General features: G+C 61.5%; 22 protein-coding genes. 8 read left to right on the top strand and 14 right to left on the bottom strand.

Translation table 11 applies throughout. From position 1 onward, the window contains the following. Positions 1-96: 96 nt before the first annotated feature. From uxuA to KHO33_RS22745, 5 genes are all read left to right on the top strand, one after another. A complete protein-coding gene (gene uxuA / locus KHO33_RS22765) occupies positions 97-1,137 on the top strand; it encodes a mannonate dehydratase (protein ID WP_200566456.1) in 1,041 nt (346 codons plus the stop codon). 84 nt (positions 1,138-1,221) lie between these two features. Beyond that, complete coding sequence (locus tag KHO33_RS22760; RefSeq protein WP_200566455.1) at positions 1,222-2,538, top strand: MFS transporter; 1,317 nt, start codon at positions 1,222-1,224, stop codon at positions 2,536-2,538. A gap of 137 nt (positions 2,539-2,675) precedes the next feature. Further along, the gene (locus tag KHO33_RS22755) at positions 2,676-3,893 is read left to right on the top strand and encodes a sensor histidine kinase (protein WP_054042804.1); all 1,218 of its coding nucleotides are present in this window, start codon (positions 2,676-2,678) and stop codon (positions 3,891-3,893) included. 468 nt (positions 3,894-4,361) lie between these two features. Continuing rightward, positions 4,362-6,209, top strand: a complete 1,848-nt coding sequence (locus KHO33_RS22750) for a S10 family serine carboxypeptidase-like protein (protein WP_200566454.1) — start codon at positions 4,362-4,364, stop codon at positions 6,207-6,209. A 61-nt stretch (positions 6,210-6,270) separates the two neighbouring features. Further along, positions 6,271-6,663: a 2-oxoglutarate dehydrogenase gene (locus KHO33_RS22745; protein WP_234475302.1), complete on the top strand. Its 393-nt coding sequence runs from the start codon at positions 6,271-6,273 to the stop codon at positions 6,661-6,663. 88 nt (positions 6,664-6,751) lie between these two features. Here KHO33_RS22745 and KHO33_RS22740 read toward each other — a convergent pair whose 3' ends face one another. Together KHO33_RS22740 and KHO33_RS22735 are read right to left on the bottom strand one after the other, a co-directional pair. Continuing rightward, a complete protein-coding gene (locus tag KHO33_RS22740; RefSeq protein ID WP_234480682.1) occupies positions 6,752-7,147 on the bottom strand; it encodes a hypothetical protein in 396 nt (131 codons plus the stop codon). Next, positions 7,144-8,106 (bottom strand): hypothetical protein, encoded by a 963-nt coding sequence (locus KHO33_RS22735; protein ID WP_200566452.1) that lies wholly within the window; start codon positions 8,104-8,106, stop codon positions 7,144-7,146. Before KHO33_RS22735 ends, KHO33_RS22740 begins: the two co-directional genes overlap by 4 nt. A 386-nt stretch (positions 8,107-8,492) precedes the next feature. Here KHO33_RS22735 and KHO33_RS22730 point away from each other — a divergent pair, with 386 nt between their 5' ends. After that, entirely contained in the window at positions 8,493-10,823 is a 2,331-nt protein-coding gene (locus KHO33_RS22730) for a patatin-like phospholipase family protein (RefSeq protein ID WP_200566451.1), read from the top strand. 22 nt (positions 10,824-10,845) lie between these two features. Here the strand turns inward: KHO33_RS22730 and KHO33_RS22725 are convergent, their stop codons facing one another. The 3 genes from KHO33_RS22725 to KHO33_RS22715 all read right to left on the bottom strand — a co-directional run bounded on the left by KHO33_RS22725 (position 10,846) and on the right by KHO33_RS22715 (position 13,992). Continuing rightward, positions 10,846-11,976 carry an ATP-binding protein gene (locus tag KHO33_RS22725; RefSeq protein ID WP_200566450.1) on the bottom strand — a complete coding sequence of 377 codons (1,131 nt, stop codon included), beginning with the start codon at positions 11,974-11,976 and terminating at the stop codon, positions 10,846-10,848. Positions 11,977-12,321: 345 nt separating this feature from the next. Next, the gene (locus tag KHO33_RS22720) at positions 12,322-13,107 is read right to left on the bottom strand and encodes an alpha/beta hydrolase (RefSeq protein ID WP_200566449.1); all 786 of its coding nucleotides are present in this window, start codon (positions 13,105-13,107) and stop codon (positions 12,322-12,324) included. Between the two features lie 180 nt (positions 13,108-13,287). Beyond that, positions 13,288-13,992: a response regulator gene (locus tag KHO33_RS22715; RefSeq protein ID WP_054041961.1), complete on the bottom strand. Its 705-nt coding sequence runs from the start codon at positions 13,990-13,992 to the stop codon at positions 13,288-13,290. Positions 13,993-14,200: 208 nt separating this feature from the next. Here KHO33_RS22715 and KHO33_RS22710 point away from each other — a divergent pair, with 208 nt between their 5' ends. Together KHO33_RS22710 and KHO33_RS22705 are read left to right on the top strand one after the other, a co-directional pair. Continuing rightward, positions 14,201-15,205, top strand: a complete 1,005-nt coding sequence (locus tag KHO33_RS22710; RefSeq protein ID WP_200566448.1) for a DUF535 family protein — start codon at positions 14,201-14,203, stop codon at positions 15,203-15,205. Positions 15,206-15,453: 248 nt separating this feature from the next. Further along, positions 15,454-15,834 (top strand): DUF2917 domain-containing protein, encoded by a 381-nt coding sequence (locus KHO33_RS22705; protein WP_200566447.1) that lies wholly within the window; start codon positions 15,454-15,456, stop codon positions 15,832-15,834. Between the two features lie 114 nt (positions 15,835-15,948). Here KHO33_RS22705 and KHO33_RS22700 read toward each other — a convergent pair whose 3' ends face one another. The 9 genes from KHO33_RS22700 to KHO33_RS22660 all read right to left on the bottom strand — a co-directional run bounded on the left by KHO33_RS22700 (position 15,949) and on the right by KHO33_RS22660 (position 25,648). Continuing rightward, positions 15,949-16,521, bottom strand: coding sequence for a hypothetical protein (locus KHO33_RS22700; protein WP_054041965.1), 573 nt, complete (start codon positions 16,519-16,521; stop codon positions 15,949-15,951). A 557-nt stretch (positions 16,522-17,078) separates the two neighbouring features. Beyond that, positions 17,079-18,281: a 3-oxoadipyl-CoA thiolase gene (gene pcaF, locus KHO33_RS22695; protein WP_200566446.1), complete on the bottom strand. Its 1,203-nt coding sequence runs from the start codon at positions 18,279-18,281 to the stop codon at positions 17,079-17,081. A 437-nt stretch (positions 18,282-18,718) separates the two neighbouring features. Beyond that, positions 18,719-19,702 carry a D-erythronate dehydrogenase gene (gene denD / locus KHO33_RS22690; RefSeq protein WP_054041967.1) on the bottom strand — a complete coding sequence of 328 codons (984 nt, stop codon included), beginning with the start codon at positions 19,700-19,702 and terminating at the stop codon, positions 18,719-18,721. A 45-nt stretch (positions 19,703-19,747) separates the two neighbouring features. Beyond that, positions 19,748-20,536: a 2-oxo-tetronate isomerase gene (gene otnI / locus KHO33_RS22685; RefSeq protein WP_200566445.1), complete on the bottom strand. Its 789-nt coding sequence runs from the start codon at positions 20,534-20,536 to the stop codon at positions 19,748-19,750. A 79-nt stretch (positions 20,537-20,615) separates the two neighbouring features. Next, on the bottom strand, positions 20,616-21,950 hold the full coding sequence (locus KHO33_RS22680) for an MFS transporter (protein ID WP_054041972.1): 1,335 nt from the start codon (positions 21,948-21,950) through the stop codon (positions 20,616-20,618). A 68-nt stretch (positions 21,951-22,018) separates the two neighbouring features. Further along, positions 22,019-22,681 (bottom strand): 3-oxo-tetronate 4-phosphate decarboxylase, encoded by a 663-nt coding sequence (otnC, locus tag KHO33_RS22675; RefSeq protein ID WP_200566444.1) that lies wholly within the window; start codon positions 22,679-22,681, stop codon positions 22,019-22,021. Further along, positions 22,678-23,988 carry a 3-oxo-tetronate kinase gene (gene otnK, locus KHO33_RS22670; RefSeq protein WP_200566443.1) on the bottom strand — a complete coding sequence of 437 codons (1,311 nt, stop codon included), beginning with the start codon at positions 23,986-23,988 and terminating at the stop codon, positions 22,678-22,680. Before otnK ends, otnC begins: the two co-directional genes overlap by 4 nt. A gap of 15 nt (positions 23,989-24,003) precedes the next feature. Beyond that, positions 24,004-25,005, bottom strand: coding sequence for an L-threonate dehydrogenase (gene ltnD / locus KHO33_RS22665; RefSeq protein WP_407946191.1), 1,002 nt, complete (start codon positions 25,003-25,005; stop codon positions 24,004-24,006). Further along, complete coding sequence (locus tag KHO33_RS22660) at positions 24,944-25,648, bottom strand: FadR/GntR family transcriptional regulator (protein ID WP_054041978.1); 705 nt, start codon at positions 25,646-25,648, stop codon at positions 24,944-24,946. The genes ltnD and KHO33_RS22660 overlap by 62 nt, the downstream gene beginning before the upstream one ends. Positions 25,649-25,706 lie beyond the last annotated feature (58 nt).

Below are 25,706 nucleotides of genomic sequence, written 5' to 3'. Positions count from 1 at the left end.
GTCAACCAATCATAATCCGCCTGAATCGGGAGACCGGACAACGCGTTCCCTTCCCGAGCCAGCAAGGCTGGTGCAATCCATCCAAGGAGTGAAGTCGTGAAGATGTCTTTCCGGTGGTACGGCGAGTCCGATCCCGTCACGCTGCAATACATTCGCCAGATTCCCGGCATGACGGATATCGTGTCCGCCATCTACGACGAGCCAGTAGGCGAAGTGTGGCCCGCGCACAAGATCGCCGCCCTGAAGTCGACGATCGAAGCGGCCGGTCTTCGGTTCGAACTCGTCGAATCGGTGCCCGTGCATGAAGACATCAAGCTCGGCAAGCCGGGCCGTGACCGTCTCATCGCCAACTATCAGCAGACCATCCGGAATCTCGCCGCAGCAGGCATCAAGGTCATCTGCTACAACTTCATGCCGGTGTTCGACTGGACCCGCACGGAACTGTCGAAAACGCTCGAAGACGGCTCGACCTGCCTCGCGTTCAGCACCAAGGAAATCGACGAGATCGATCCGAACAACGGCATTGCGCTGCCCGGCTGGGATTCGAGCTACAAGCCCGAAGAATTGAAAGCGCTGCTCGCCGAGTATCGCGAAGTCGACGAAGCCAGGCTTTGGCAGCACCTGGAATATTTCCTGAAAGCGATCATCCCTGTCGCCGAAGAATGCGGCATGAAAATGGCCATCCATCCGGACGATCCACCGCGCCCTATCTTCGGATTGCCTCGCATCGTGAAGAACCGCGACGACCTCGCGCGCATCGTGGGGATCGTGGACTCACCAGCGAACGGCCTCACCCTTTGCTCCGGTTCGCTCGGCGCCGGACCGCAGAACAACGTGGAAGCACTCGTGCGCGAATTCGGCGGCATGGGGCGCATCCACTTCGCGCACATTCGCAACGTGAAGATCACGCCTGAGGGCGATTTCGAAGAATCGGCCCACCTGTCCAGTTGCGGTTCGCTGGATATCGCCGCGATCGTGAAGGCGTATCACGACACCGGATTCACCGGCTATTTCCGCCCGGATCATGGCCGCATGATCTGGGGCGAAACCGGCAAGCCTGGCTATGGTTTGTACGACCGCGCGCTTGGTGCCGTGTATATCAACGGTTTGTGGGAAGCGATGGACAAGCTTTCCTGACGCCCGAATAGAACGATCCAGACCAAAGGCGCCGGCGCCGTGCCAGCCGGCGCCGCCATAACGCTATAAAAAACGGAGACTGCCATGCCACGCATCCGATGGACCATGATCTTCATGTGTTTCCTCGCCAACGTCATCAACTTCGTCGATCGGGCCAACCTGGCGATCGCCGCGCCGAGCATTCGCGCGGAGTTGGGTCTGGACGCCGTCGGCATGGGGCTCGTGCTCAGCGCGTTCTTCTGGACCTACGCGTTCCTGCAACTGCCGGCCGGCTGGTTCATCGACAAGGTCGGCGTACGTGTGAGTCTGGCACTGGCGGTCGGCTGGTGGTCGGCCTTCACGATCGCGACCGGCGCGGCCCGCGGTCTTGCGCAACTCGTGGGCGTGCGGCTGATGCTCGGCGTCGGCGAAGCCGCCGCAATTCCGTCGTTCGCCAAGGTTGCGTTCAACTGGTTTCCGCGCAGCGAGCGCGGGCTCGCGAGCAGCATCTTCGATAGCGGCTCGCGCGTCGGCTCAGCGCTCTCGCTGCCCCTGGTTGCGTGGTTGATCTCCCTTGTCGGCTGGCGTGGTTCGTTCGTGATCACAGGAGGCCTTGGTGTGGTGTGGGCGCTCGCGTGGTGGTTCATCTATCGTGACCCGGAACGCTACCGAGCCATTGCACCAGCGGCCGTCGACGCCTTGCTGGCACAGCGCGCCGCCCCTGCCAGAGCCGTTACGTCAGACGAAAACGCCGGCACCGTGTCGTGGCTCGATCTGTTTCGCTATCGCACGGTGTGGGGCATGATGATCGGGCTGTTCTGCCTGAACTTCGCGATTTACTTTTTCATCACGTGGTTCCCGAGTTATCTGCTGCAGTCACGTGGATTCTCGCTCGCGTCACTCGGCACGTGGGGCATGCTGCCGGCGCTGCTGGCCATTCCTGGCGGCTGGCTTGGCGGCCTCGTGTCGGACAGTCTGTTCAAACGCGGATGGAGCGCAACCGCGGCTCGCAAGACATGCCTTGTGATCGGCATGCTGCTCTCCTCGTCGATCGCGTTGTCGGTACTGGTTCAAAGCACGTGGGCGTGCCTGGCACTGTTCGCTCTCGCTTACGCCAGCTTGTCGTTCGCCGGCGCTAATGTGTGGACCCTGGTCGGCGAAGTGGCGCCGACCCCCGCTCATGTGGCATCGCTCGGCGGCATCCAGAACTTTGCAGGGAATCTCGCCGGCATTTTTATCACCACGTTTACCGGGGTCATGCTGGCGATCACAAAGGGTTCGTTTGTGATTCCGCTGATGGTTGCGGGTTCGCTATGCGTGGTCGGCGCCCTGTCGTATCTGTTCGTTGTCGGTAAGGTCGAACCGTTGTCTTTACTCCCGCGCGCCAGAACGGCAAAAATTGCCGGACACGAAGCCGCTTGAACAACAACATCGCAGCCGCCAGGTTTAACCTCGTGTTCATCTGGCCCGGGTTACGCAAGAGCGTGTTCCACAATCAGCAATTGCGGCCATAATGGGGCAGAAACTTCAGTTAGAAACTTCACCCCGATGTACCCACTATGACCGAGACACGCATTAGCCCGCTGCGCAAATTTGCCGATTTCGTTCGCGAGCAGCGGACGCGCCTGACCGCGCAATGGATGAAAACCGTTTTCGGCGATGTCGACCTCGTCGAAGCGGACAAGCTCACCTATCAACAGCTCGCTGATCACCTTCCGGAAATTCTCGAAGGACTATGCCTTGCGCTCGACGTCGAAGATCTCGAACGCGTCGAGCCGGCGATCGAACGCGATGCGAGAAAACATGGCCTGGTCCGCTGGCGTCAGGGCTACCGGATCGAGGAACTCGTGCGCGAGCTCGATCTGTTCCATCAGGTGCTCGCTGACGCGCTGGAAGAATTCGCCGACCAGGACAGCACGTTCACGCGCCGCCATGAAGGACGGGCGCGGCGCCTGATCGCGGAAACACTCAGCATGGTGACGCTCACGTCGATCAAGGAGGTGGTCAGCGAACGGGACCGCAAGATCGACGAGTACACCGGCAGGCTCGAGCGCGCCAATCACGAACTGACGCTCAAGCAGCGGCTGGTCGGCGATCTTTACGAGTCGCGCATGCAGATCACCCGCAGTGTGGTGCACGATCTGCGCAATTTTCTGAACGCGTTTTCGATTGCGCTGCAACTAATCGAACGGGCGCCTTCAAAAGCCGATATGGCGCTGACGCTGGCTAACCGGCAAGCCGCGGACATGAAGCAACTCGTCGACCAGATGGTCGAGTACTCCGTCGTGCTCGGCGACGGCACGCCGAACACATTCGAGCCAGTGGATCTGCATGCGCTTTACGATGAGCTCGTCGCCTCCTCGCGCCCGGCCATCGAAGCCAAAGGACTTAAGCTACATGCAGCGTTCGATCCGGCGCTATCCGTCGTCACGTCCAATCGTCTCAAGCTTAAGCAGATTGCAGTCAATCTGCTCTCCAACGCGACGAAGTACACGAAGTCCGGCGAGATCCAACTTGCCTTCGCCATGGCCGATGCGGAGCACTGGTCGATTCGCGTGTCGGATACCGGCGTGGGCATCGCCCCTGCTGATGCAAACCGCGTTTTCGACGAATTCGAGCGCGCTGCAGGCGACGATATTCCGGGCACGGGCCTCGGCCTCGCGATCGTGAAGGAGCTCTGCCGCGTGCTGAACGGCCAGATTGATTTTGCGTCACACGAAGGCGTTGGGACGACGTTCCAAATCCGGTTCCCGCTTGTGGTCGCCGAAGTCGAATAAGTACCTGCTGGCATCCGGCGCCAGAACCGGATGATCAGCACATTTTAATTATTACGATTAACAAACAAACACATTTAACTTCGTAATAAATAATCGATTAACTCACACACGCGTCACGCCCGGCCTGCTTGGCTCCCGTGCGAATTCAGGCGCGCTTTTCCGAAGTTTCAATTACGGAAATCCGGTACATCCTTGACAAAGGCGGGTGGCGTCACCTATTTTTCTTCTGCCGCCAATATACGAATATTCGATTGCGGAAAAATGCCCCGAAAGAACCGGAATATCCAATCCAGATATTTAGTTATTCTACGCATACTGCATAGAGATCTGAATCTATGCGCTTTGAAGTAAGTTGGTCTCACCGCTGCATGCCGACGATGCATCGCTAATATTTCGAACTCCGATCTATTTTCATCGGCGATAGCGGCCTTTGTGAAACGGTATCTGAACCCACCACCAAGGATAGAGATGAAACGAGACGAGCGTCTTTCCGGCAATAGCCAACACCGCCAAAACAGGCTGCCGGGCCTGGGAACGAGCCTGGGAACATTGACAGTTGCGATCCTGCTTCTCGGCGGATGCGGCGGAGGGGACGGCGGTTCGTCCTCCGGCACGGCTGTGAGCATGCAGCAGACTGCAGCGAATCAGCAACTCAGCGCACAGGCCGCCGCGCAGTCGCAATCGCCAACGGCCAATCAAACCTATATCGACCCGGTCGCCTATTCGGGCAATGCCACAGATGGCCTCGCGCCGGCTCAGGCCTCAGAGAAAGCCGCGGTCATGCACTACCAGTGGACCCAAGGCAGAACGCCGATCAACTACACCACCACGACCGGCCATTTGACGGCCACCGATTCGAGCGGCAATCCCGAAGCCACGATGTCCTATGTCGCGTACACCGTGCCGAGTACGAACGGCGCGCCGCGGCCTGTCACATTCGTCTACAACGGCGGCCCGGGGTCCTCATCCATCTGGCTGCGCCTCGGGTCGTTCGCGCCAACGCGGGTTGCCACGCCAGACCCGGTGTTCGGAAACTGGCCGAATTATCCACTCGTCGACAATAAGGAGAGCCTGATCGACACCACGGACATGGTCTTCATCGACCCGCCCGGAACAGGTCTTTCCGAGGCGATTCTGCCGAATACGAACCAGAAATACTGGACGACCGACGCGGACGTCAACATCATGCGCGACTTTATCCAGCGCTATCTGACGGTCAACAGTCGCAGCAGCTCGCCGATTTATCTGTACGGCGAGTCGTATGGCACGCCGCGTACCGACATGCTCGCATTGGCGCTCGAATCGGCCGGCGTGCATCTGACCGGTATCGTTCTTCAGTCTGCAATCCTGAACTATTTCGCGGATGCAATCGAGGCCGTCGCCATCACGGATTCGACAAGCGCGCTGGCATTGGATACGGATACGCTGGCCGGCTATTTCCCCGGCTACGCGGAAGTCGCGGCTTACTACAACCAGGTGTCGCCGGCGCCGCTCAATCAGGACCTGTACGCATACCAGGCAAGCCTGTTCGTCACGAACGAATACAACAAGTTCAGGCGGTATTCGCAGTCGTGGGTGCTCAGTCAGCTCGGCATACCGGACGCTCTGGGCACGCCGGTGTTTCCCAATGCGAAAACGCTTCAGTCATGGACCTTGCCGTCCAGTTTGACCCTGCAGGCGCTACAAGGCTACTTCGGCGCCAACCCGTTCTCGACGAGCCTCATACCAGGCACGACGATCGGACGCTACGACGGACGCGTGTCATTGCCGAACTCGGATCCGCGTCTGCAAAACGACGGGGACCCGTCCGACATCCTGATCTCCCAGCCGTTCACCACGGCTCTGGCGACGCAGATGCCTGACTACCTGGGATACACGGCGCCGAACGCGACGTATTTGCCGCTGAACGACAACATCATCGAGGTATGGGATTTCTCGCATGACGGACAGCCCCTGCCCGATACGATCCCGGATCTGCTGGGCGCGCTGACGCTCAACCCGCAATTGAAGGTACTCTCGGAAAACGGCTTTCATGACCTGGCCACACCGTTCTTCAATACCGAGAAGCAACTGGCACGGCTGCAGACTGTGCCCGGTCTGAATCCGGACTTGCAGGTCAACTTCTTCCAGGGCGGACATATGATCTATCTGGATGACGTCGCCCGTCCGCTGATGAAACGGGATCTGGTGCGCTTCTACCGCGGCACGCCACTTCCGGATGCGCTCGCCCTCTGGACGCTGCCGCCGCCGTGGCGCGACGAGAGCCCCGCCAGTCAGCCGACCGCTACTGCCACGGCGCAAGCCACGGCACCCTGACTGAACTGACGCGATGTGCCTCGTTCGCGATACTCTATTCACTCAATCAATGCGAGTCATCATGTCCCTTTTCGATATGTTGCGGCGTGTCTCCCCGTTGATCGCCCTCGGCTGCTTTATTGGCAGCGCGCATGCGTTACCGCCGCAAGCGGTAGCGCCGGCGACACCGCCAAACGGCGCCAGGGGAGTCGACGGTCCGTTCTTTCCTCAAAACCGTGCTGCTCCCGTCACGCCGACGACAGGCACGGCCCTGCAGCAGGAAGCCCAGCAGCGGCTTGAAGCGCGACTGGGGGCGAACACGGCCCTCAGCAACGGCGCCGCGGTCACGAAAACGCAGGCTCAGACCGCGGGGCTCGGCTATGTCGCCAAGCACTTCGATCAGATCGACACGAGCCACAAAGGAAGCGTGACCATGAGCGACGTCAGACAGTATCTGCAGCAGCAGGGCCGATAGCGACCGGCCATTAGTCAAAGGCATGCCTTTTCTAAGGGACCGCTTTTGACAGGCGCGAATGGCCGCTCCGGCCATTCGCGCGTTTCGTTTACCTCGTCCCGACGCTCCCAACAGTCGGCAAACAGTCGCCCATTGCGCCGCCGCGCTCGCTCAGTCCCCGCATCACAACTTCGGATGACTTGCCATCACGTCTCGCCAGTTCGGCGAGGTCGAGCAACGCTGCGTATTTTGCCGAACAGTCCTGTCCGGATTCAATCGCCCGGTGCACAGCAGGCGTTTCAGTGCTTGCGATGCCCTCACCGACTGCAATCGCTATCCCTGTTGCAACGATCATCGTTGCCAACGCACCGAACTTGCATAGCGTCCGTGTGCGTACTGCGTCGAAACGTGGCCGCACCGGCTGAGCACTTCCCTGCTCGCTCATCCACTGCGGACCGATCCGAACGGCCTCCTCGCCGCTTCGCGCTCGCACGTTTTTTCTCATGACCAGTGCGCCGGAACCCACACATTCCCCACCCAGTGCCCCGGCACCCACACGGCGGGGCGCGGCGCAGGAGCCACATAGACAACACGCGGCGCGACATACACAGCAGGCGGCGGGGGCGGCGGAACGTAGACAACCGGGGGCGGCGGCACATACACAACCGGCGGCGGAACAACGACTGGCGGCGGGACGACAACCACTGGCTTCGGTGCCACCACGACCGTCGTGCTGCCCGTCGTGACGACGCCGGTAGTCGTAACCGTTCCGCTCGTCGTCACGGTGTTGCCATGCGTGCCCGTCGTGCTCGTCGATGTCGTGACGACGCCCGGTGCTACACGCGTTGCCGTGCCGGAATGATTGACGGTTCCGCCATCAGAACCGGTCACCGTGCCGGAACGTGAGCACGACGCGCCTGCGCAGTTGGTCGATGCCGAGTGGTTGACCGTGTTGCCGTTCGAACCCGTGACCGACCCGGACGACGAATACTGGCCCGGCGCGGTTTTGGTCACATCGCCTGAGGTGGTCGCCGTTTTACCGTCGGGTCCGGTGAGGGTGCCGGTGTGGGAACACGTGCCGCCCGCGCAGTTGGTGTCGCCGGCATGCTGGACCTGGTTGCCGTAGCGTCCCGTAGCGGTGCCCGAATTCGAGAACTGGCCGGGCGCGTTGCGGGTCACCGTGCCGGTGTTGGTCGCCACGCCGCCGTAGGGGCCGGCCACGCCGCCAGCATGCGAACAGCTACCGCCGCCACACGAGCCGTAACGCGCGCCGTTATAGGTGCCACGCGACGTGTAGGCGGTGCCGTGCTGCGACCAGGCGAAAGCGGAAGCGCTGCTGAGCGCGAGCACGGTAACGGTTGCGGTAAGCGCGAGTTTGCGCAGCGCGCCACGTACGGATGCGGCAGGCGTCACGGAGGCAGAGGAAGCGGCGGTGGCTGCGACGACGAACGAACAGTTTTTCACGGTATGTCCTTCTTGATTTCGGGCCACTTCTGCGCACTGCGGCGTGGCGACAAACGGACTATAGAAGGACGCCTGGATTTAATCAGCAGCGAAGATATGTCACCCTGTTTCACCACGGAGGAGGCCCACCGGGCAAGGCTTTGCGGGCGATTTGGAGGCGCCGTGACATAAGCCGACATAAATTGTTTCAGGGCGGATTCCGCTCGTCACGCAGGCGGTGCCAACTCAGATCCCGCACTCACGCGCCGTAAGCCGCATACCGCCGCGACGCCGGATAAAAAGCATCAGGACTACGTTTTTCCGCAAACGCGCGTTTGCACCCAATCACCTGTTTTTACCGGGGCAAAACCATGTAATCTCTCGGTTTTCTTCCAGCATCAAAACAGATGAGTCGAGCGTTGGCGAGCGAACAACTTCAACAAACAGCGGCACACATGCGGCGCCGGCCCATCGTTCTTCGTTTTCGCTGCACCGTGGCGCTGCTGGCGTGTGGGGTCGCCACCTTCGCACGCCCCGCTCTCGCGGCCGAATCCGCGTGCAGCGCGCAAGCCGGGCCAGCCGGCCGCCCCTCCGTTGGTCTCGTGCTGTCGGGCGGCGGCGCGCGCGGTTATGCGCACCTCGGCGTACTGAAGGTGCTCGAGGAAAACCGTATCCCGGTCGATTGCATCGCTGCCACCAGCATGGGCTCCGTGGTCGGCGGCCTGTACGCGAGCGGTATGACGGCGCAGGACATGCAAAATCGCCTCGCGGGCATCAATCTCGCGGACATCGCGTTCGACGTCACCGACCGTGCCGATCTGCCGCAATCGCGTCGGGAAGACGAGCGGCTGTATGTGAACAGTCTTTCGCTCGGCTTCGGCACCAATGGCTTCCGCTTGCCGGTCGGGCTCGTCCAGGGCAATCGTTTGCAAGCGCTGCTGCAGGACTGGACATCCGCCGTGCCGGGCAACGTTTCGTTCGACCGGTTGCCGATCCCCTATCGCGCGATCGCAACCGATCTGCGCACCGGCCAGAAGGTCGTGCTCGATCGCGGTTCGCTGCCGCAGGCGATTCGCGCCAGCATGGCATTGCCCGGCCTGTTCGCGCCGGCCGATATCGACGGGCGCACGCTGGTGGACGGCGGCATCGTCAGCAACCTGCCGATCGAAACGGCGCGCGACATGGGCGCAAATGTCGTGATCGCGGTCGATATCGGCTCGCCGCTGCGACCACTGGATGCGCTGGCTTCGCCCGCCGACGTGATGCAGCAGATGATCGGCATCCTGATTCACCAGAACGTTGCGCGCCAACGTGAGCAGTTGCAGGCCGGTGACGTACTGATCGAACCGGCGCTCGGCTCGCTAAGCTTCACCGACTTTGCCAATGCGAGCCAGGCCATCGCGGCCGGCGCCGCCGCCACGCGCGCGGCCATGCCGCAGCTTCAGCATCTGGCGCTCTCGCCCGCCGACTATGCCGCGTGGCGCGCCCGGCACGGTACGCCCGCCATACATCCGGTGAGGATCACGCAGATCGAGATCGCCTCGCAGGGCTATGTGCCCGAGGCACGCATCCGCGCCGCGCTGCATGTCAAAACCGGCGATGTCTACGATCCGGTCGCGCTCAATAAGGACTTGCTGGCGCTCACCACCGCGGGCGACTTCGACAGCGTGAGCCAGCAACTCGTCGACGACGGCGACGCGCACACGCTCATTGTCTCCGCGCAGCAGAAGCTGTGGGGACCGAATTTCCTGTTGTTCGGGCTGGGTTTGTCGAGCAGCTCGACAGATGAAGGCGGCTTCCGGCTGCATCTCGGTTATCGCCGGCCGTGGCTCACGTCGTCAGGGCTCGAAGGTCGAGTGGACGGGACCGTCGGCAGCGATCTGATCAACCTGCACGCGGAGCTGCGGCAGCCACTGTCGAGTTCTTTCGGCTATTACGTGGCGCCGTATCTCGAGTTTCAGCGTCGCTATGCCAACCTCTACGACGATTCCGGCAACGTCAAGGTCACGCAATACAGCTTGCAAACCGAACGCGCCGGGCTCGACTTCGGCGTACCGCTCGCCCGTTTCGGTGACTTCCGTATCGGCGTGGCGTACGCGCATGGCTACGCGTCGCCGCAATACAACTTGCCGCTCGAGGATGAGTTGAACTCGCCGCTGCTGTTCCCCGATATCTACGGGCGGCAGCTTAGCGCGCGCGCACGTCTCGTGATCGATCAGCTCGACGATCCGCTGTTTGCCCGCAAAGGTTATTTCGGCGAACTACGCGTAGAACGTTCGTTGTTCGCGGGCAGCGACAGCTTCACCGAGGTATACGGAAAGAGCCTTGTCGCGGCGAGCTATGGACGGCACAGCATCAACGCGAGCATCGAAGCGGGCAACGACTTCGGCGGCACCAATCTGACGAATCCGTTCGGCTTTACGCTGGGCGGTTTTCAGCATCTGTCGGCCTACGCCGCCGACCAACTGTCCGGCAACTCGATGGTGTACGGCCAGATCACCTATATGAATCAGCTTGCCACGTTCAACGCGTCGCCGATTCGCGGTCTGTTTGCAGGGCTGAGCATTGAAGCCGGCAACGTCTGGAACCGCGATTCGGAGTTCGGCAGCGGGCCGCTGAAGCGCAGCGTGACGGTCTTCACCGCGATGACCAGTTCATTCGGACCGATCTATCTGGGCGTAGCGTTCGCGCCGGGCGGCCGCCATAACTTTTACTTCCAGTTGGGACATACCTATTGAGGCTGCGCGGGTGCGGTGAGTTTCACGCCGCCGTGCCCACCGGCCAGCTCATTTCGAAGCGTGCTCCGCCTAGCGTCAAGGGATCAGTCACGGCGATCCGGCCATGGTGGGCGCGCAGCACCTGTTGCGTTATCGCGAGACCCAGCCCGTAGCCGCCTGTCTGACGATCGAGCCGCACGAAGGCATCGAAGATGCGTTCGCGTTGTTCGGGCGGCACGCCTGCGCCGTCGTCTTCCACGTAGATTTCCACATTGCCGTGCTTGACGCTCAAGCCGACCATGATCCGCGAATGGGCATATTTGCTGGCGTTGCGCAGCAAGTTTCGCATTGCGTAGGACATGAGACGTTTGTCCATCACCACGCGTAGCGATGTGTCGACGTTTGCTTGCGGGATGAGTTGCTTGTCCGCGTACAGCAGCGTGGCGTCGGTGATCTGGCTGTCGAACCATGCCGTGAGCAAGGTGGATTCGAGGTTCGATTGCAGGGAGCTGTACTCGAGGCGCGCGTAGGTCAGGCTCATGTCGATGAGCTCGTCGAGCTCGGTGACGTCCTGGTCGATGCTCGCCAAGGCGCTGTTGTACTCGGCCGCTGACGCGGGTTCGCGGAGGTTTTCTAGCGCGAAGCGCACGCGGGCTAAAGGCGTGCGCAATTCATGGGAGATGCCGTTGGTGAGTTCGCGCTGCGCGGCGATCAGGCGTTCCATGCGTTCGGCCAAGGCGTTTAGCGTGCGGGCCAAGGGGCCGATTATGACGCTGTGTGATTCGCGGGCGCGGGTGTTGAAGCGGCCGCCGGCGAAGTCGATTGCGCGTTCGCGGACCATGACCAGGTCTAGCCAGACTGGGCGCATCCAGCGGTAAGCGGTTACTGCTGGTAGCAGTAGGGTTGCTAATGTGATTGGTATTAGCGTTTTTGCTGTTGTTAGGGTTTGCCAGATTGATGGTGAGGTTTTTAGTGTCAGGCTTAAGGTTGCTATCGATGCTGCTAGTACTAGCACTGTCAGTGTCAGTAGGCGCGTGTAGACACGCAGGTATAGTCGAGACCAGCTCGGGATTCTGTCTGCTCTTGTGTCCGTCCAGGAACGGCGGAAACGGTGCCAGCGCCATTTTCCATAGCGATAGGCTGTTAGTTTTCTTTGCTCCGCTGGGGGTGGCATTTTTTTCTCTTCGCGTTGTTTAATGCGTTGGTGGTCTATTAGTGTTGCCCCTGTGCGGGGCGGCACCTACTTTTCTTTGCCGCCGCAAAGAAAAGTAGGCAAAAGAAAGCGGCTAGAAGCCCCTGCTAAGCGGGTCCCGCAGCTCGCTCAGGGTAGTGGTGCATCTGGAATCTGGGTTCGTGCCCAGCATGCGCTTGTGACAAGGGCGTCATACTTCCAGCGGCGCTGCGCGCGCCGAAGCGTTCTTCTTAAAACCAATCGGCAGTTTAGCTTGGTTTCTTCAGGGCGTATCGGTGGTTTGCTTGGGTCTGAACTGCGTTTTTTGCTTGTTCTTCCGCTCGTCTCTTACGCCCTCTGTACGAACGCCAAGGTTTGCTCTGCTACCGTGTCTCGTTCGTTGTCCAGTGTGATCATGTGGTAGCTGTCGGTCAAGCGTACGAAGGTCACGGCGCGGCTTCCCAGGTGTTCGCACACGAATTCCGCGGAGCGGATGCTCGTCACTTCATCCTCTTCTGAATGCATGACCAAGGTTTCGCATGTTACGCGGCTCAGGGCTCGCTTCACCGCGAAGCGCATCCAGTCAACCTGCTCGATCGCCGCCAACGGAACGTACGGGTAGTGGACGCCACTGCCCTTCTGCAGATGGCGGCGGATCAGGTTGCGTATGCGCGCGTTCTTGATGCCGAACGGCTCGCCCTCCGGGACGCGAATCAGTCGACGCAGGCCCGGCACGCAATACATCAGGTAACGCAATGGACGCAAGCGGGAACCGCCCCAGCCGTCCAGAAACAACGGCGGCGAGAGCAGAATCAGACGCCCTGTCGTCATGCGCTCGCGCGCACTCAACATCAACGCAAGCAAGGCCCCCATCGAAATGCCCGCCACGTCGACCCGCTCGTAACGTTTGGCCAGTTCGCGGTAAGTGCGGCTCAACAACTGCATGTAGTCGCTCAACGTTACGCGGCTCAATGCGTCAGGGTTCGAGCCGTGGCCCGGCAGCGACGGCAAATGCACGTCGCAACCGATCTGCTCGAACTTGCGGTCGAGCGCGCCGAAATCATGACGTGTGCCGCCCAAGCCGTGAATCATCAACACGGCATGGCGGGAAAGTGGGGAAACGCGAGCGGACATCGATAAGCCTGTCATTACACAAGGCTGCGATGCTAATCATCCCCGTCTCGCGTGACTGTCAATTTGATACCGCGTTTGTGGAGTTTTGTCGGCCGATATTTCGACGTATTACTCAATTGAAACTCAATGCGGACTCCGTCGAACTGCGATCACACTCAACCGCAACTGCCGTAAGCGTCTTCAATCCCACGCCGATTTGCTGAACTGGTAGCCCTTGCCGCGTATCGTTTTGATGCGCTGCGGGGTGCCGGCGTCGTCATGCAGCTTGCGGCGCAGCTTGGAAATGCCGCCGTCGATTGTGCGGTCGAGGCCGTCGAATTCGATGCCGCGCAGTTGCCGCATCAGCTCGTCGCGGCTCACCACCTCGCCCGCGCAACTCACCAAGGCCCACAGCAAATCGAATTCGGCCGATGTCAGATCGGGCAGACTGCCGTCCGGCAGCTTGACCGTGCGGCTGGCCCGGCTGATCTCGAACTTGCCGAAGGTATAGCTCTCCGGCCGGCCAGTCTCCGGCGTGCGTGCGCTCACGCGGCGCAGTTGCGCCTTGATGCGCGCCAGCAGCACGCGGGGTTCGACAGGCTTGTGCACGTAGTCGTCCGCACCAAATTCGAGGCCCAGCACTTCGTCGAACTGCTCGTCGCGCGCGGTCACCATGATGATCACGCCGTCGAATTGCTCGCGCGCCTCGCGGCAAATCTGGAACCCGTCCTTGCCCGGCAGGTTCACGTCGAGAATCACCAGGTCCGGGCGGCGTTTGAGAATCGCCGGCACGGCATCGTTACCGTGCAGCACGGTCTCGACTTCGTATTCGTGTTTGCGCAGATAACCGGCGACCAGCGCGGACAAGCGGTCATCGTCTTCGACAAGCAGGATCCGGAATGGCATGGGGCGAATCGTTCAGGGCTAACTCATTTAATAGCGGCGGGCAACAAGCCGGACGAAGCGGACGAGCCGGCTCGACGCACAGCATAGCGGATGCGCCGCACATCATGCGACACGCGCGACAAAACTCGACAAACACTCAAGCAATTCGACACGGTAGTGCGATCCCCACCACTAGCATCGCCTCGTTGCAATAGCCAAGGGATCTGCCATGTCGACCGTTTCCAACCAGGAGGCTCGGGCCCGCTCGCCGTGGTTTGCGAGAGCCACTGCGTCCTTTGCGGTCATTCAGCAAGCCGCTCATGCACTCTATCCCGGCACCAGCGTGTTTCATCGCTGGCGCCGCCTGCGCCTATGGCTGCGCTCGCTGATGTCGTGGCGTTCGACGCAAGTATGGCTCAAAGGCTGCGCCATTTCACCCTTGCAAGATCTGGTGCGACGTCATCCCACCGCGCTCGAACGCATGCATCGGCCCTTCCTCCACACCCGCTTCAGTCCGCGCGAACGCCTCACGGCGAGCCTCGATCATCATGCGCTGACCCAGCAGCGCGTGCCGCAACTCGCCGCGCGCATCGCCGCAGCCGGCTCGGCGCCGATCGCATCGTTCGAGGTAGGCGCCGAGCGCTGGCACGTGTCGCTCGAGTCGATCGAACAGTTTCAGAAGGAAGGCGACTGGACCTTGTGCATCCGCGATGCGCGGGACCGGCGCATCGTTTCCTGCACCTTCAGCCTCGCCTATCTCGGCGGCAAAGTGCGTCGGCCACGTCTTTGCATCGGCTCAGTCCAGGGGCCGGACACGTCGGTCAACGGCCGCGAGCTGTTTCGCGCGCTTACCAAACGGTGGTACGGACTGCGGCCGAAGGTGCTGGTGATTTACCTCGCGCAATGTGTCGCCGCGGCGCTCGATGCAGGCGGCACCTTCATCGTCTCGAAGCAGGCGCACATCTACGCGAACTGGCGCTATTGCCTGAGAAAGCGTCGCGTGGCCGCGGACTACGATCGGCTGTCGATCGAATGCGGAGCGCTCGCGCGCTGGAATGGCTGGTTCGTTCTCGCGCCGCCGGCGCGCTATCTGGCCGAACGCCAGGGCGACAATACCGGCGACGCAACCCGTCGCAAGCGTTACGCATTGCGAAACGCACTCGCCGCGCAAATCCGCGCCAGCCTCTCAGCAAGCAAAGCGAGCCGGCTCTGCGTGCCTCGCATTGTCGCTTGAATTCATTGCGATTTTTTTATTGACAAGACATGCGGCAAAACGGCACACTCATTCGCATGTTGACGCACACCTCCATCGCAGTCGCGATTAAAAACCGAACAATGCATGCCATCATCGGCAGGCGTTTGGGAGCATGTGCGCGTTAGCAGTCTGAATCTGCAAACAGGACCCAAAGGCCCCGCCGGTAACGGAAGGGGCCTTTTGTTTTGTAGGTGCCTCCGTCCGCCGGCTCGATGACGGAGAGCAAGATGGATCAGGCAAGCCCGCAGTGCATGGATGACGACTCAAGTCTGTCTGCATATCAACAAGACGAGCGTCTGCCGAAGGTAGTCGTACATTTTTCCGTAGTGCGAGGCGCGACGCTGACCTGGCGTGTCGACGCCGACAGCACGCTCAGTGTTCAAGGCGCGCGCCTATGGCTCACGCGCGTCAACTCGCCTTACGATCATTGGCTCGAACCGGGCAACGAGTTCCGGCTGCAACGCGGCGAGCGCGTGTGGCTCAGCACGGATGGCGAACGCACCGCGCGCGTGTCGTTGAGTTGCGCGCTGCCTGCCCGACGTGGCTTCGTCAGGCGATGGCTGGGGCGGCTCGCATGGTTGGGCCTCGGGCCACCGGCGGCTCGATAGCGCGCCCCCTCGCGATTTGATGGCCGAACTTTCGTGCCCTTGAAAAGCAAACACCCCTGCAATGAGGGGTGTTTGCTCGCGTGGCATTGACTGCGCCACCTAATGTGGTGCCGCCTATTGCGGCGTCACCTGCACGGCCGCTGCCGAAACGAATACCGCGTGAACCGTATCGCCGACCTTGACGCCCTTCAGATCGACGTCCGGTCCGACTTGGAGCGTTTGTGTCTGATACGCGCCGCGCAGCGTGACGAGGCGTTTCTTGTGATCGATCTTCTGCACGGTGGCGAGCACTTCGACCTGACGCGCGGATGCAAAGCCACCCGAGGCCGGCGCATACACCTGAGTATCGACGCGCGCACGAATGCCCTTGTCCGGGCCGGTGACCTTGTCTGCCTTCACCAGCAACGCATTCTTGTACAGTACGTCTACCCGATCGCCGATCTTCAGTTGATCGAAGCCTGCGACTTCCTGGCTCACCAGTACGACCACGGCGTTGCCGCCCGGCCCTTTGAGCGTGAGCGTGCGGGTGCCCGGATCGATACCGACGATCTGCGCCTTCACGTGCACCGGTTGCACTTCGCTGACGATGCCCTGCGCGGCACTGGCCATCGCATCTTGCGCCCACGCCGGTTGTGCCGCGGCGAAAGCCGCTACCATCAACGCTGCTCCAATCGTCGCTGCCTTCATTTACTCTCTCCTCGGGAAATTGTTCGATCTGGTGTTACGGCGATCTGAAACCGCAGGATGCCGATTAACGCCACGAATGCATACAGCTTCAGAGTGTCAATTACTAAATGTGTACGGCGCAACGATTGTACATGCCTTACAAGAAGCTACGACTGTTTATATTTGCGATTTTAGATTCAGCCAGCGGCATGCTGCGAAACACCGCAGCGTGGCGCCGCAGCGGCATCTGGCGGGTTGACAGCACTGCTTTAACCTGCCAGACCATTTATATGGGGCGACAATACATGCCATGCATAAAGCATTAAACACATACTGCATGACAGTCCGATGGACTCATTATTCTTTTTATCGACGACATTCGCCGCAGCGCAATCGGAAGCCGCATTAACACCGATTAAACATTAATTCAATAGCCGGTGAATCCATGCGCCGCGCACAAATAAAACAGCCCCGTCGCCTGAGCGAAGGGGCTGTTCATTATGCGGCTACGGGAACGCTATATGCGAAGCGTCGACCCTCAAGATGCGGCGGCGCTTCCCTGCACAAACGCCAAACCGTTACACACGTTCGATCGCGATCGCGATGCCTTGACCGACGCCGATACACATCGTGCACAGCGCAAAACGGCCTTGCGTGCGGTGCAGTTGATACATCGCGGTGGTCACCAGACGCGCGCCGCTCATGCCGAGCGGGTGGCCGAGCGCGATCGCTCCGCCGTTCGGATTCACGCGAGCGTCGTCGTCGGCCACGCCGAGTGCGCGCAGCACCGCGAGGCCTTGCGACGCGAACGCTTCGTTCAGCTCGATCACGTCGAACTGGTTGATGGTCATGTTCAGACGCGCCAGCAACTTCTGCGTGGCCGGCGCCGGGCCGATGCCCATCACACGCGGCGCGACACCTGCCGTTGCGATACCCAGCACGCGTGCACGCGGCGTGAGGCCGAAGCGCTTCGCGGTCTCTTCATTCGCGAGCAGCAACGCCGCTGCGCCGTCGTTCACGCCCGACGCGTTGCCTGCCGTAACCGTGCCGTCCGGACGCACCACGCCCTTCAGTTTGGCGAGCGTTTCAAGGCTGGTTTCGCGCGGGTGTTCGTCTTGCAACACCGTGATCGGATCACCCTTCTTCTGCGCGATGGTCACGCCGACGATTTCCTGCGCGAGCGTGCCGTCGCGTTGTGCGCGTGCCGCTTTCTGCTGACTGCGCAGCGCAAACGCGTCCTGATCGGCACGGCTGATCTTGTAGTCGGTCGCGACGTTTTCACCAGTCTCGGGCATCGAATCGACGCCGTACATCTGCTTCATCAACGGGTTCACGAAACGCCAGCCGATCGTCGTGTCGAAGATATCGGCCTGGCGCGAAAACGCGCTGGTGGCCTTGCCCATCACGAACGGCGCACGGCTCATGCTTTCGACGCCGCCGGCCAGCATCAACGCAGCCTCGCCCGACTTGATCGCGCGTGCGGCAATGCCGACGGCGTCCATGCCCGAGCCGCACAGGCGGTTCACGGTGGAGCCCGGCACGCCTTGCGGCAAACCGGCCAGCAACAGCGACATGCGCGCGACGTTGCGGTTGTCTTCACCGGCCTGGTTCGCGCAGCCGTAGATCACGTCGTCGATCGCGTTCCAGTCGACGTCCTTGTTGCGCTCCATCAGCGCTTTGAGCGGCACCGCGCCCAGATCGTCGGCGCGAACCGATGACAGCGAACCCGCATAGCGGCCGATGGGGGTGCGAATCGCGTCGCACAGGAATGCTTCGGTCATGTGATGTCTCCAGTTGATGTACTGCATGCGCTGCGCCGCTAGCGGATATCGGTTCGTGACGCGCGCTGGATACCGTGCGGTATCGACCCGGCGGACGCAACGGGAACGATCACATGGCAGCCGTCGCGACTGACCAGCTTAGCGCAGGATGATGAACGATGGGCTCAGGATTTCAGCCATTTGTTCTATATACGAACACAAGGTCATATATCGAACAACTAGACTCGATAATAGGCGTGTGCCTGAAACCATGTCAAGCAAAGCCAGCCTCAGACCAGGGAATATCTGCAGGCCGGTGGCGCTTGGCCATGACCCGTCAAAAGGTCTGAAGATTGACGCGCTCGTGCCGGCAAGCGTGTTCTTACGCCTGCCAGCACAAGGCTTGGGATCGTTCTGCTGTCCGGGATGTCGTTGAAGTACCCGCCCCGACACGTGCGTTATCTGTGGATCTGAATACCCTCGTCGGCGATATAGCCGCGAATCACATCGGCGAAGCTCTGGTCGCCGGTCAAGCCGAGCCGTTCGGCACGCGAGCAATCCCACTGCCCCGGCCAACTGCCGACAATCTTCTCCACCCGTGCATCCGGCTGCCACACGATCCGCTTCGCGGTCTCCTCCCCCACTACTTCACGCAGCGCCGCCACCATCTCGTCGACGCTCACCGAAATGCCCGGCAGATTCAGCACGCGCTGGTTGCCGAGCGCAGCGGAATCGATTTCGAGTCCGGCGATCAGGCTTTCGATGGCCTTGCGCGGCGACAGCAGCCACAAACGCGTCGCACCCGCTACCGGGCACACCGCCGCTTCGCCGTTCAGCGGCTCGCGAATGATGCCGCTCGCGAACGACGAGGCCGCCGCATTCGGCTTGCCCGGACGCACGCTAATCGTGGGCAGGCGCAACACCCGGCCGTCGACGAACCCCCGCCGCGAGTAGTCGTTGAGCAACAACTCCGCGATCGCCTTCTGCGCGCCGTACGACGATTGCGGATTCAGCGCGGTGTCGTCCTGCACGACTTCCGGCAGATCGCCGCCATACACGGCCACCGAACTCGTGAACAGCACACGCGGGACATGCCCGCGCTGCCGGCACGTTTCCAGCAACTGGCGCGATGCGTCCAGATTGATGCGCATGCCGAGATCGAAATCCGCCTCGGCCTGCCCGCTCACGATCGCGGCAAGATGGAAAATAGCCGACGTCTTATCGTCGATCACGCGCTCGAGCACGCTGCGTTCGGCGATATCGCCCACTTCCGTGCGTACACGCGTGTCGCCGAAATCGCTTCCGTGCACCACGTCGAGCAGCACCAGCTCGGTAATCGCTTGCGGCTTGCCGTGCTCGTCCTTCACTGAACCGCGCACCAACAATTCGCGCGCGAGACGCTGGCCGAGAAAACCCGCACCGCCGGTAATCAGTACTTTCATGATGTGCTTTGTCCTTGCTTGCTTGATTGGCTGCTCTGTCGATTGCTAGCGCGCGGCATTCAGATACGGCTTAAGCCAATCGAGCCCGGCTGACGTGCCGGCTCGCGGCCGGTACTCGCAACCGATGTAGCCGTCATAGCCCAGCGAGTCGATCAGATCGAACAGATAGGGATAATTCAGTTCGCCGATATTGGGCTCATGGCGTTCCGGCACGCCGGCGACCTGAATGTGACCAATACCTGCCATATCGCGTTTGAGCTTCACCGCGAGATCACCCTCGACGATCTGGCAGTGATAGCAGTCGAATTGCACCTTGAGATTCGGGGCGCCCACTTCCGCGCAGATCGCCTGCGCGTCATCCTGGCGGTTCAGAAAGAAGCCCGGCATATCGCGCGTATTGATCGGCTCGATCACCACGGTGACGCCGTCCGCTTGCGCGGCCTTGGCGGCATAAGCGAGATTCTTCAGATACACCTCGCGATGCTTCGCCCGCGGCTGATCCGCGCCGATCAACCCGGCCATCACATGCAGTTTGCGATTGCCGAGCACGCGCGTGTAGTCGAGCGCGGTTTCGATGCTGCGGCGAAATTCGTCTTCGCGCCCCGGCAGCGAAGCAATGCCGCGTTCGCCCGCGGCCCAGTCGCCAGGCGGCGCATTGAAGAGCGCCTGAGTCAGGTCGTTCGCTTCGAGCCGGGCCTTGATCTCCTCTGCGCGGAAATCGTAGGGGAACAGAAACTCCACAGCCTTGAAACCGTCTTTTGCCGCAGCGGCGAAACGATCGAGGAAAGCATGCTCGTTGTACATCATGGTCAGGTTGGCGGCGAAGCGAAGCATGGCAGCAACTCCTTGAAAACAGTTAGTCCTGCGCGCGGCAGCTGCAAGCAACTGCAACAAGCGGCGCGCGGTATCCGATCTAGCGATTGACCAGCCTGGCCGGTGTCAGCCACGTGGCGATCGCACCAATCACCAGCATGCCGGCCAGCACATACATGCCGGTCTGCGTGCTATGCGTGAGATCCTTCAGATAGCCAATCATGTAGGGGCTCGCAAAACCCGCGAGATTGCCGATCGAATTGATGATCGCGATGCCGGCAGCGGCGCTCGCGCCGGACATGAATGCGGTCGGCAACGACCAGAACAGCGGCGCGCAGGTCAGCACGCCCGCTGCGGCGAGCGAGAGAAATGCGATCGACACGACCGTATTGTCCGCAAACGAAGCGGCTACCGTAAAACCGATCGCGCCGAACAGCGCGGGGACAATCAGATGCCAGCGGCGCTCGCGGCGCTTGTCCGCGCTGTGGCCCATCAGGTTCATCACGACGATCGCGCACAGGAACGGAATGGCGCTCAGCAGGCCGATATTGAATGCGCCGCTCACGCCGGTCGATTTGACGAGCGTCGGCATCCAGAACGTCAGGCCATATTGCCCGGTAACGAACGCAAAATAGATCAGCGACATCCACCACGTGCGCGGATCGCGGAACACCGCGCCGAGCGAGTGCGCCTGCGCTGTTTGTTGCGGCTGCGCGGCGGCGATCTCATCGGCGAGCAAACGCTTTTCGCGCTCGCTCAGCCACTTCGCGCTGGAGATGTTGTTGTCGAGATACAGGATGGTCGCAATGCCGACCGCAATCGCGGGGATCGCCTCGATCAGGAACATCCATTGCCAGCCCGCGAAACCCGAGTTGTTGTGAAACGACTGCATGATCCAGCCCGACAGCGGATTGCCGAAAATCCCCGATACCGGAATCGCCGACATGAACACCGCGATGATCTTCGCACGCCGATGCGACGGAAACCAGTACGTCAGATACAAAATCACACCGGGGTAGAACCCAGCTTCGGCCAAGCCCAGCAGGAAGCGCAAGATATAGAACTGCATCGGCGTCTTCACGAACACAAAGAGCGCCGACATCACGCCCCACGTGATCATGATCCGCGCGATCCAGATACGCGCGCCGATCTTGTGCATCAGAATGTTGCTCGGCAACTCGAACAGGAAGTAGCCAATAAAGAACACACCGGCGCCGAGGCCGAACACTGTTTCGCTGAACGCGAGGTCTTGCGACATTTGCAGTTTCGCGAAACCGACATTCACGCGGTCCAGGTACGCGACCACGTAGCACAGCATCAGAAATGGCACGATGCGCCAGAACACCTTCTTATAGGTGCGTTCGACTTCGGCAGCGCCAGGTTGTCCCGCAACTGCTGTAACGGGGCTGCTAGATGGCGTCTGATAAGAACTCATGCATTGTCTCCTTCTATGGATAGCCTGATGCGCCGCATGCGGTCGCCTGGCTTTGTTGGCGTACGGTTCTACCAGCGGGCGCCGAACACCGTGCGCAGTTCTTCGAGTGCGGCTTCGGCGAGCGGCACGGGCCGTGGATTCGTCATCAGCCACAGCCGCGCGGTCTCTTCGAGTTCTTCCAGCACGTACGCGGCCTGTGCAACCGAGCGCTCCCACACCACCGGGCCGAGGCGCTCGAGCAGGACGGCACGTACGGTATCGGCAAGCGCGGCGATCTGCTCGGCCACTTGTGGATCGCCGGGCCGCCTGTAACGAATCAAGGGGACATGTCCCACTTTCATGACGTAGTACGGGGTGATCGGCGGCAGCACATCCTGGTCGCTCCAGGTGCCGGCTAGCGTCAGCGCGACCAGATGCGTCGAGTGCGTGTGGACGATGCCGCGCGCTTCGCCGTTACGCGAGTAGATGCCGCGATGCAGCGCCAGCGTCTTCGAGGGCTTGCCGCCGGATACCGCGTTGCCGGCCAGATCGACTTTGGCGATGTCGGTGGGGTCGAGCCGCCCCAGGCACGCATCGGTCGGTGTGATCAGCCAGCCGTCATCGAGACGTGCGCTAATGTTGCCGGCGGTGCCCACGGTGTAGCCGCGTTGATAGAGACTCGCGCCGGTCAGGCAGATTTCTTCGCGAACCTTCGCTTCGTTCGTCGTATGGAGTGCGGGCGTGCTGGTCATTGCGCCGCTCCATCGAGACGGCGCAGCGCCTTTTCGAAGAAGTCGGTCGAACCGAAGTTGCCGGATTTCAACGCCAGTGCGAGTGGCTCGGCGCCGGTCGTCGCGGTGGCCGGCACGCCGGGATCGATCTGCGCGCCGATGCGCAGTGTGTGCACACCGAGCGCCTGCACCACCGCGCCCGATGTTTCGCCGCCGGCCACCACGAACTTGCGTACGCCGCGCTCGCGCAGGCCGCGTGCGATCGAGGCCAATGTGGTTTCGACCAGATGCCCTGCTTCGCTAACGCCGAGTTCGCGCTGCACGGCTTTGACTTCATCGGGCGTGGCGGTCGCGTAGATCAGCACCGGCTGGGCTTTATCGAAGTGCTCCTGTGCAAACGCCAGGGCCTGTTCGATCACCGGCTCGCCGCGCGCGACCGCCAGCGGATCAATGCGGAACGAAGACCGCGTTTCGCGCCACATCGCCACTTGCGCGTTGGTCGCTTTGGATGCGCTTCCAGCCAGTACGACCGACAATCCTTCGACTCGAGGCAATTGCGCGGCGTCGGCTTGCTCCGCGAGCAAACCCGCGCGGCGGAAATTGCGGGGCAAACCTAGCGCGACACCGGAGCCGCCCGTGATGAGCGCGAGATCGGCACACGCCTCGCCGAGTATGTAGAGATCCTCATCCGACACTGCATCGGCAATCGCCATCCGCACGCCGTCGTTGCGCAAAGCATCGATCGATTCGCGTACCCTGGAAACGCCTTTGGCGACGGCGTCGTAACGCACCAGGCCAACTTTCGACCCGGTCTGCCGTTGCAGCACGCGTACGAGATTGGCATCGCGCATCGGCGTGAGCGGATGGTTTTCCATTCCCGACTCGTTGAGCAAGGTATCGCCGACGAACAGATGGCCGCGATAGATCGTGCGGCCGTTCTCGGGAAACGCAGGGCAGGCGATCGTAAAAGCCGTTACTCCCGTGTCCGCGCGCAACGCATCGAGCAACGCATCGGTCACCTGGCCGATGTTGCCCGCATCGGTCGAATCGAAGGTCGAGCAGTATTTGAAGAAGAACTGGCGGCATCCTTGCGCGCGCAACCAGTCGAGTGCGGCGAGCGATTGCGCGACCGCGTCGGCGGCGGGAATGGTGCGCGATTTCAGCGCGACCACGAGTGCGTCGGCCTCGACCGCTTCGTTCGACGTGGGCACACCGATGGTTTGCACCGTGCGCATGCCGCCGCGCACCAGCATGTTAGCGAGGTCGGTGGCGCCGGTGAAATCGTCAGCAATACAGCCGAGCAGCGCGCGTTTGGACGTGATGGTCATGACGGGCCCCAGCGTTTATTTCGCCGCCGGCACAGTGATGCCGGGGAAAATCTTGATCACGGCAGAATCGTCTTCACCGCCGTGACCGGCAGAGGACGCCATCATGAACATCTGATGCGCGGCCGCCGAGAGCGGCAAAGGAAACTTCGAACGGCGCGCGGTATCGAGCACGAGGCCGAGATCCTTGACGAAGATATCGACCGCCGACAGCGGCGTGTAGTCGCCGTTCAGAATGTGCGGCACACGGTTCTCGAACATCCATGAATTGCCCGCGCTATGCGTGATGACCTCGTACAGTGCATCGGCATCAACGCCTTCCCGCAAACCGAGCGCCATCGCCTCGGCAGCCACCGCGATATGCACGCCGGCCAGCAACTGGTTGATGATCTTCACTTTCGACCCGGCGCCGTGCGCCGAACCGAGCCGATACACCTTGCCGGCCATCGCGGCCAGCACATCCTCGCACGCGGCATAGGCCGTATCCGGGCCGGACGTCATCATCGTCATCTCGCCGGATGCAGCGCGCGCCGCACCACCCGACACCGGCGCATCGAGCATCTGCAAGCCGGCCGCTTCGATGCGTTGACCGAGTCCGATCGCGAAGTCCGGCGCGACTGTCGCGCTGGCGATCACGACGCCGCCCTGCTTCATTGCAGCGACCGCACCTTCTTCACCGAACAACACCGCTTCGGTCTGCGCCGCATTGACGACCAGTGTGACGACCACGTCGCATTCCTTCCCGAGCTCGGCGGGCGAAGCGCAAGCCACGCCGCCCTCCGCGACGAACGCTTGCAGGACCTGACTGCGCAGATCGCACGCGTGCACCCGAAAACCCGCCCGCAACAATGACCGCGCGACACCCAGGCCCATTGCACCAAGACCGATGACACCGACATTTCTCGACATGCCTGACCTCTGAAAATTCGTTAGTGGCTCGCGCCTCAAGCGCTCACGCTCAGCAAATACCCGCTTGCTCGAGCCGTCGTGCCGCGTTGTACATATGCGTGCGCGCCGCATTGCGCGCCGCCATCGGATCGCCAGCGCGAATCGCGGCGACGATCGCCGCGTGCTCTTCGCGCACCTGGCGCGAGAAGTCCTCGCGCAGCGCTTCGTTGCGCCGCGTCACCACGGTGCCCGCTTCAAGGTACTGGTTCAGGAAAGTGAGCGTTTTGAGGAAATACGGATTGCCGGTGGCCGCGGCGATTGCGCGATGGAACGCCACGTCTTCAGCGACGCCGTCCTCGCCTTCGGCCACGGCTTCGTCGATCTTCGCGAGTGCGGCGTCGATCGACACCATGTCCGCGTCGCTGCGACGCATGGCGGCTTCCGATGCGACTTCCGCTTCGATCGCCCGCCGCAACGCGAGGATTTGCAGCACCGAGCCAGCCTCGACGGCTTCCGCGTAATCGATGCGCAGTGGCCGGATCGCGCCGTGCGCGGCAATGAACACGCCGCTGCCCTGACGCGGCTCAACCACGCCTTCGTTCTTCAGCCGCGAAATCGCCTCGCGGATCACCGTGCGGCTCACGCCGAACTGCTGCGCCAGTACGGCCTCAGTCGGCAGCTTGCCGCCGCGCTTGAAGGTGCCCTTGTCGATCTGCTTGAGTAGCTGCTGCGCGACCGTATCGCTCAGCGCCCTGGCAGGAATCTTGTCGAACATCGATTGCCCCGATTGATCATGTCATCGGGTCATCATACAAATTTTTGCCCCTGGCAGC

Origin of the sequence: Paraburkholderia nemoris, assembly GCF_905221015.1 — a bacterium.
GTDB lineage: Bacteria > Pseudomonadota > Gammaproteobacteria > Burkholderiales > Burkholderiaceae > Paraburkholderia > Paraburkholderia nemoris.
This window is presented reverse-complemented; position numbering and strand designations above follow the sequence as displayed.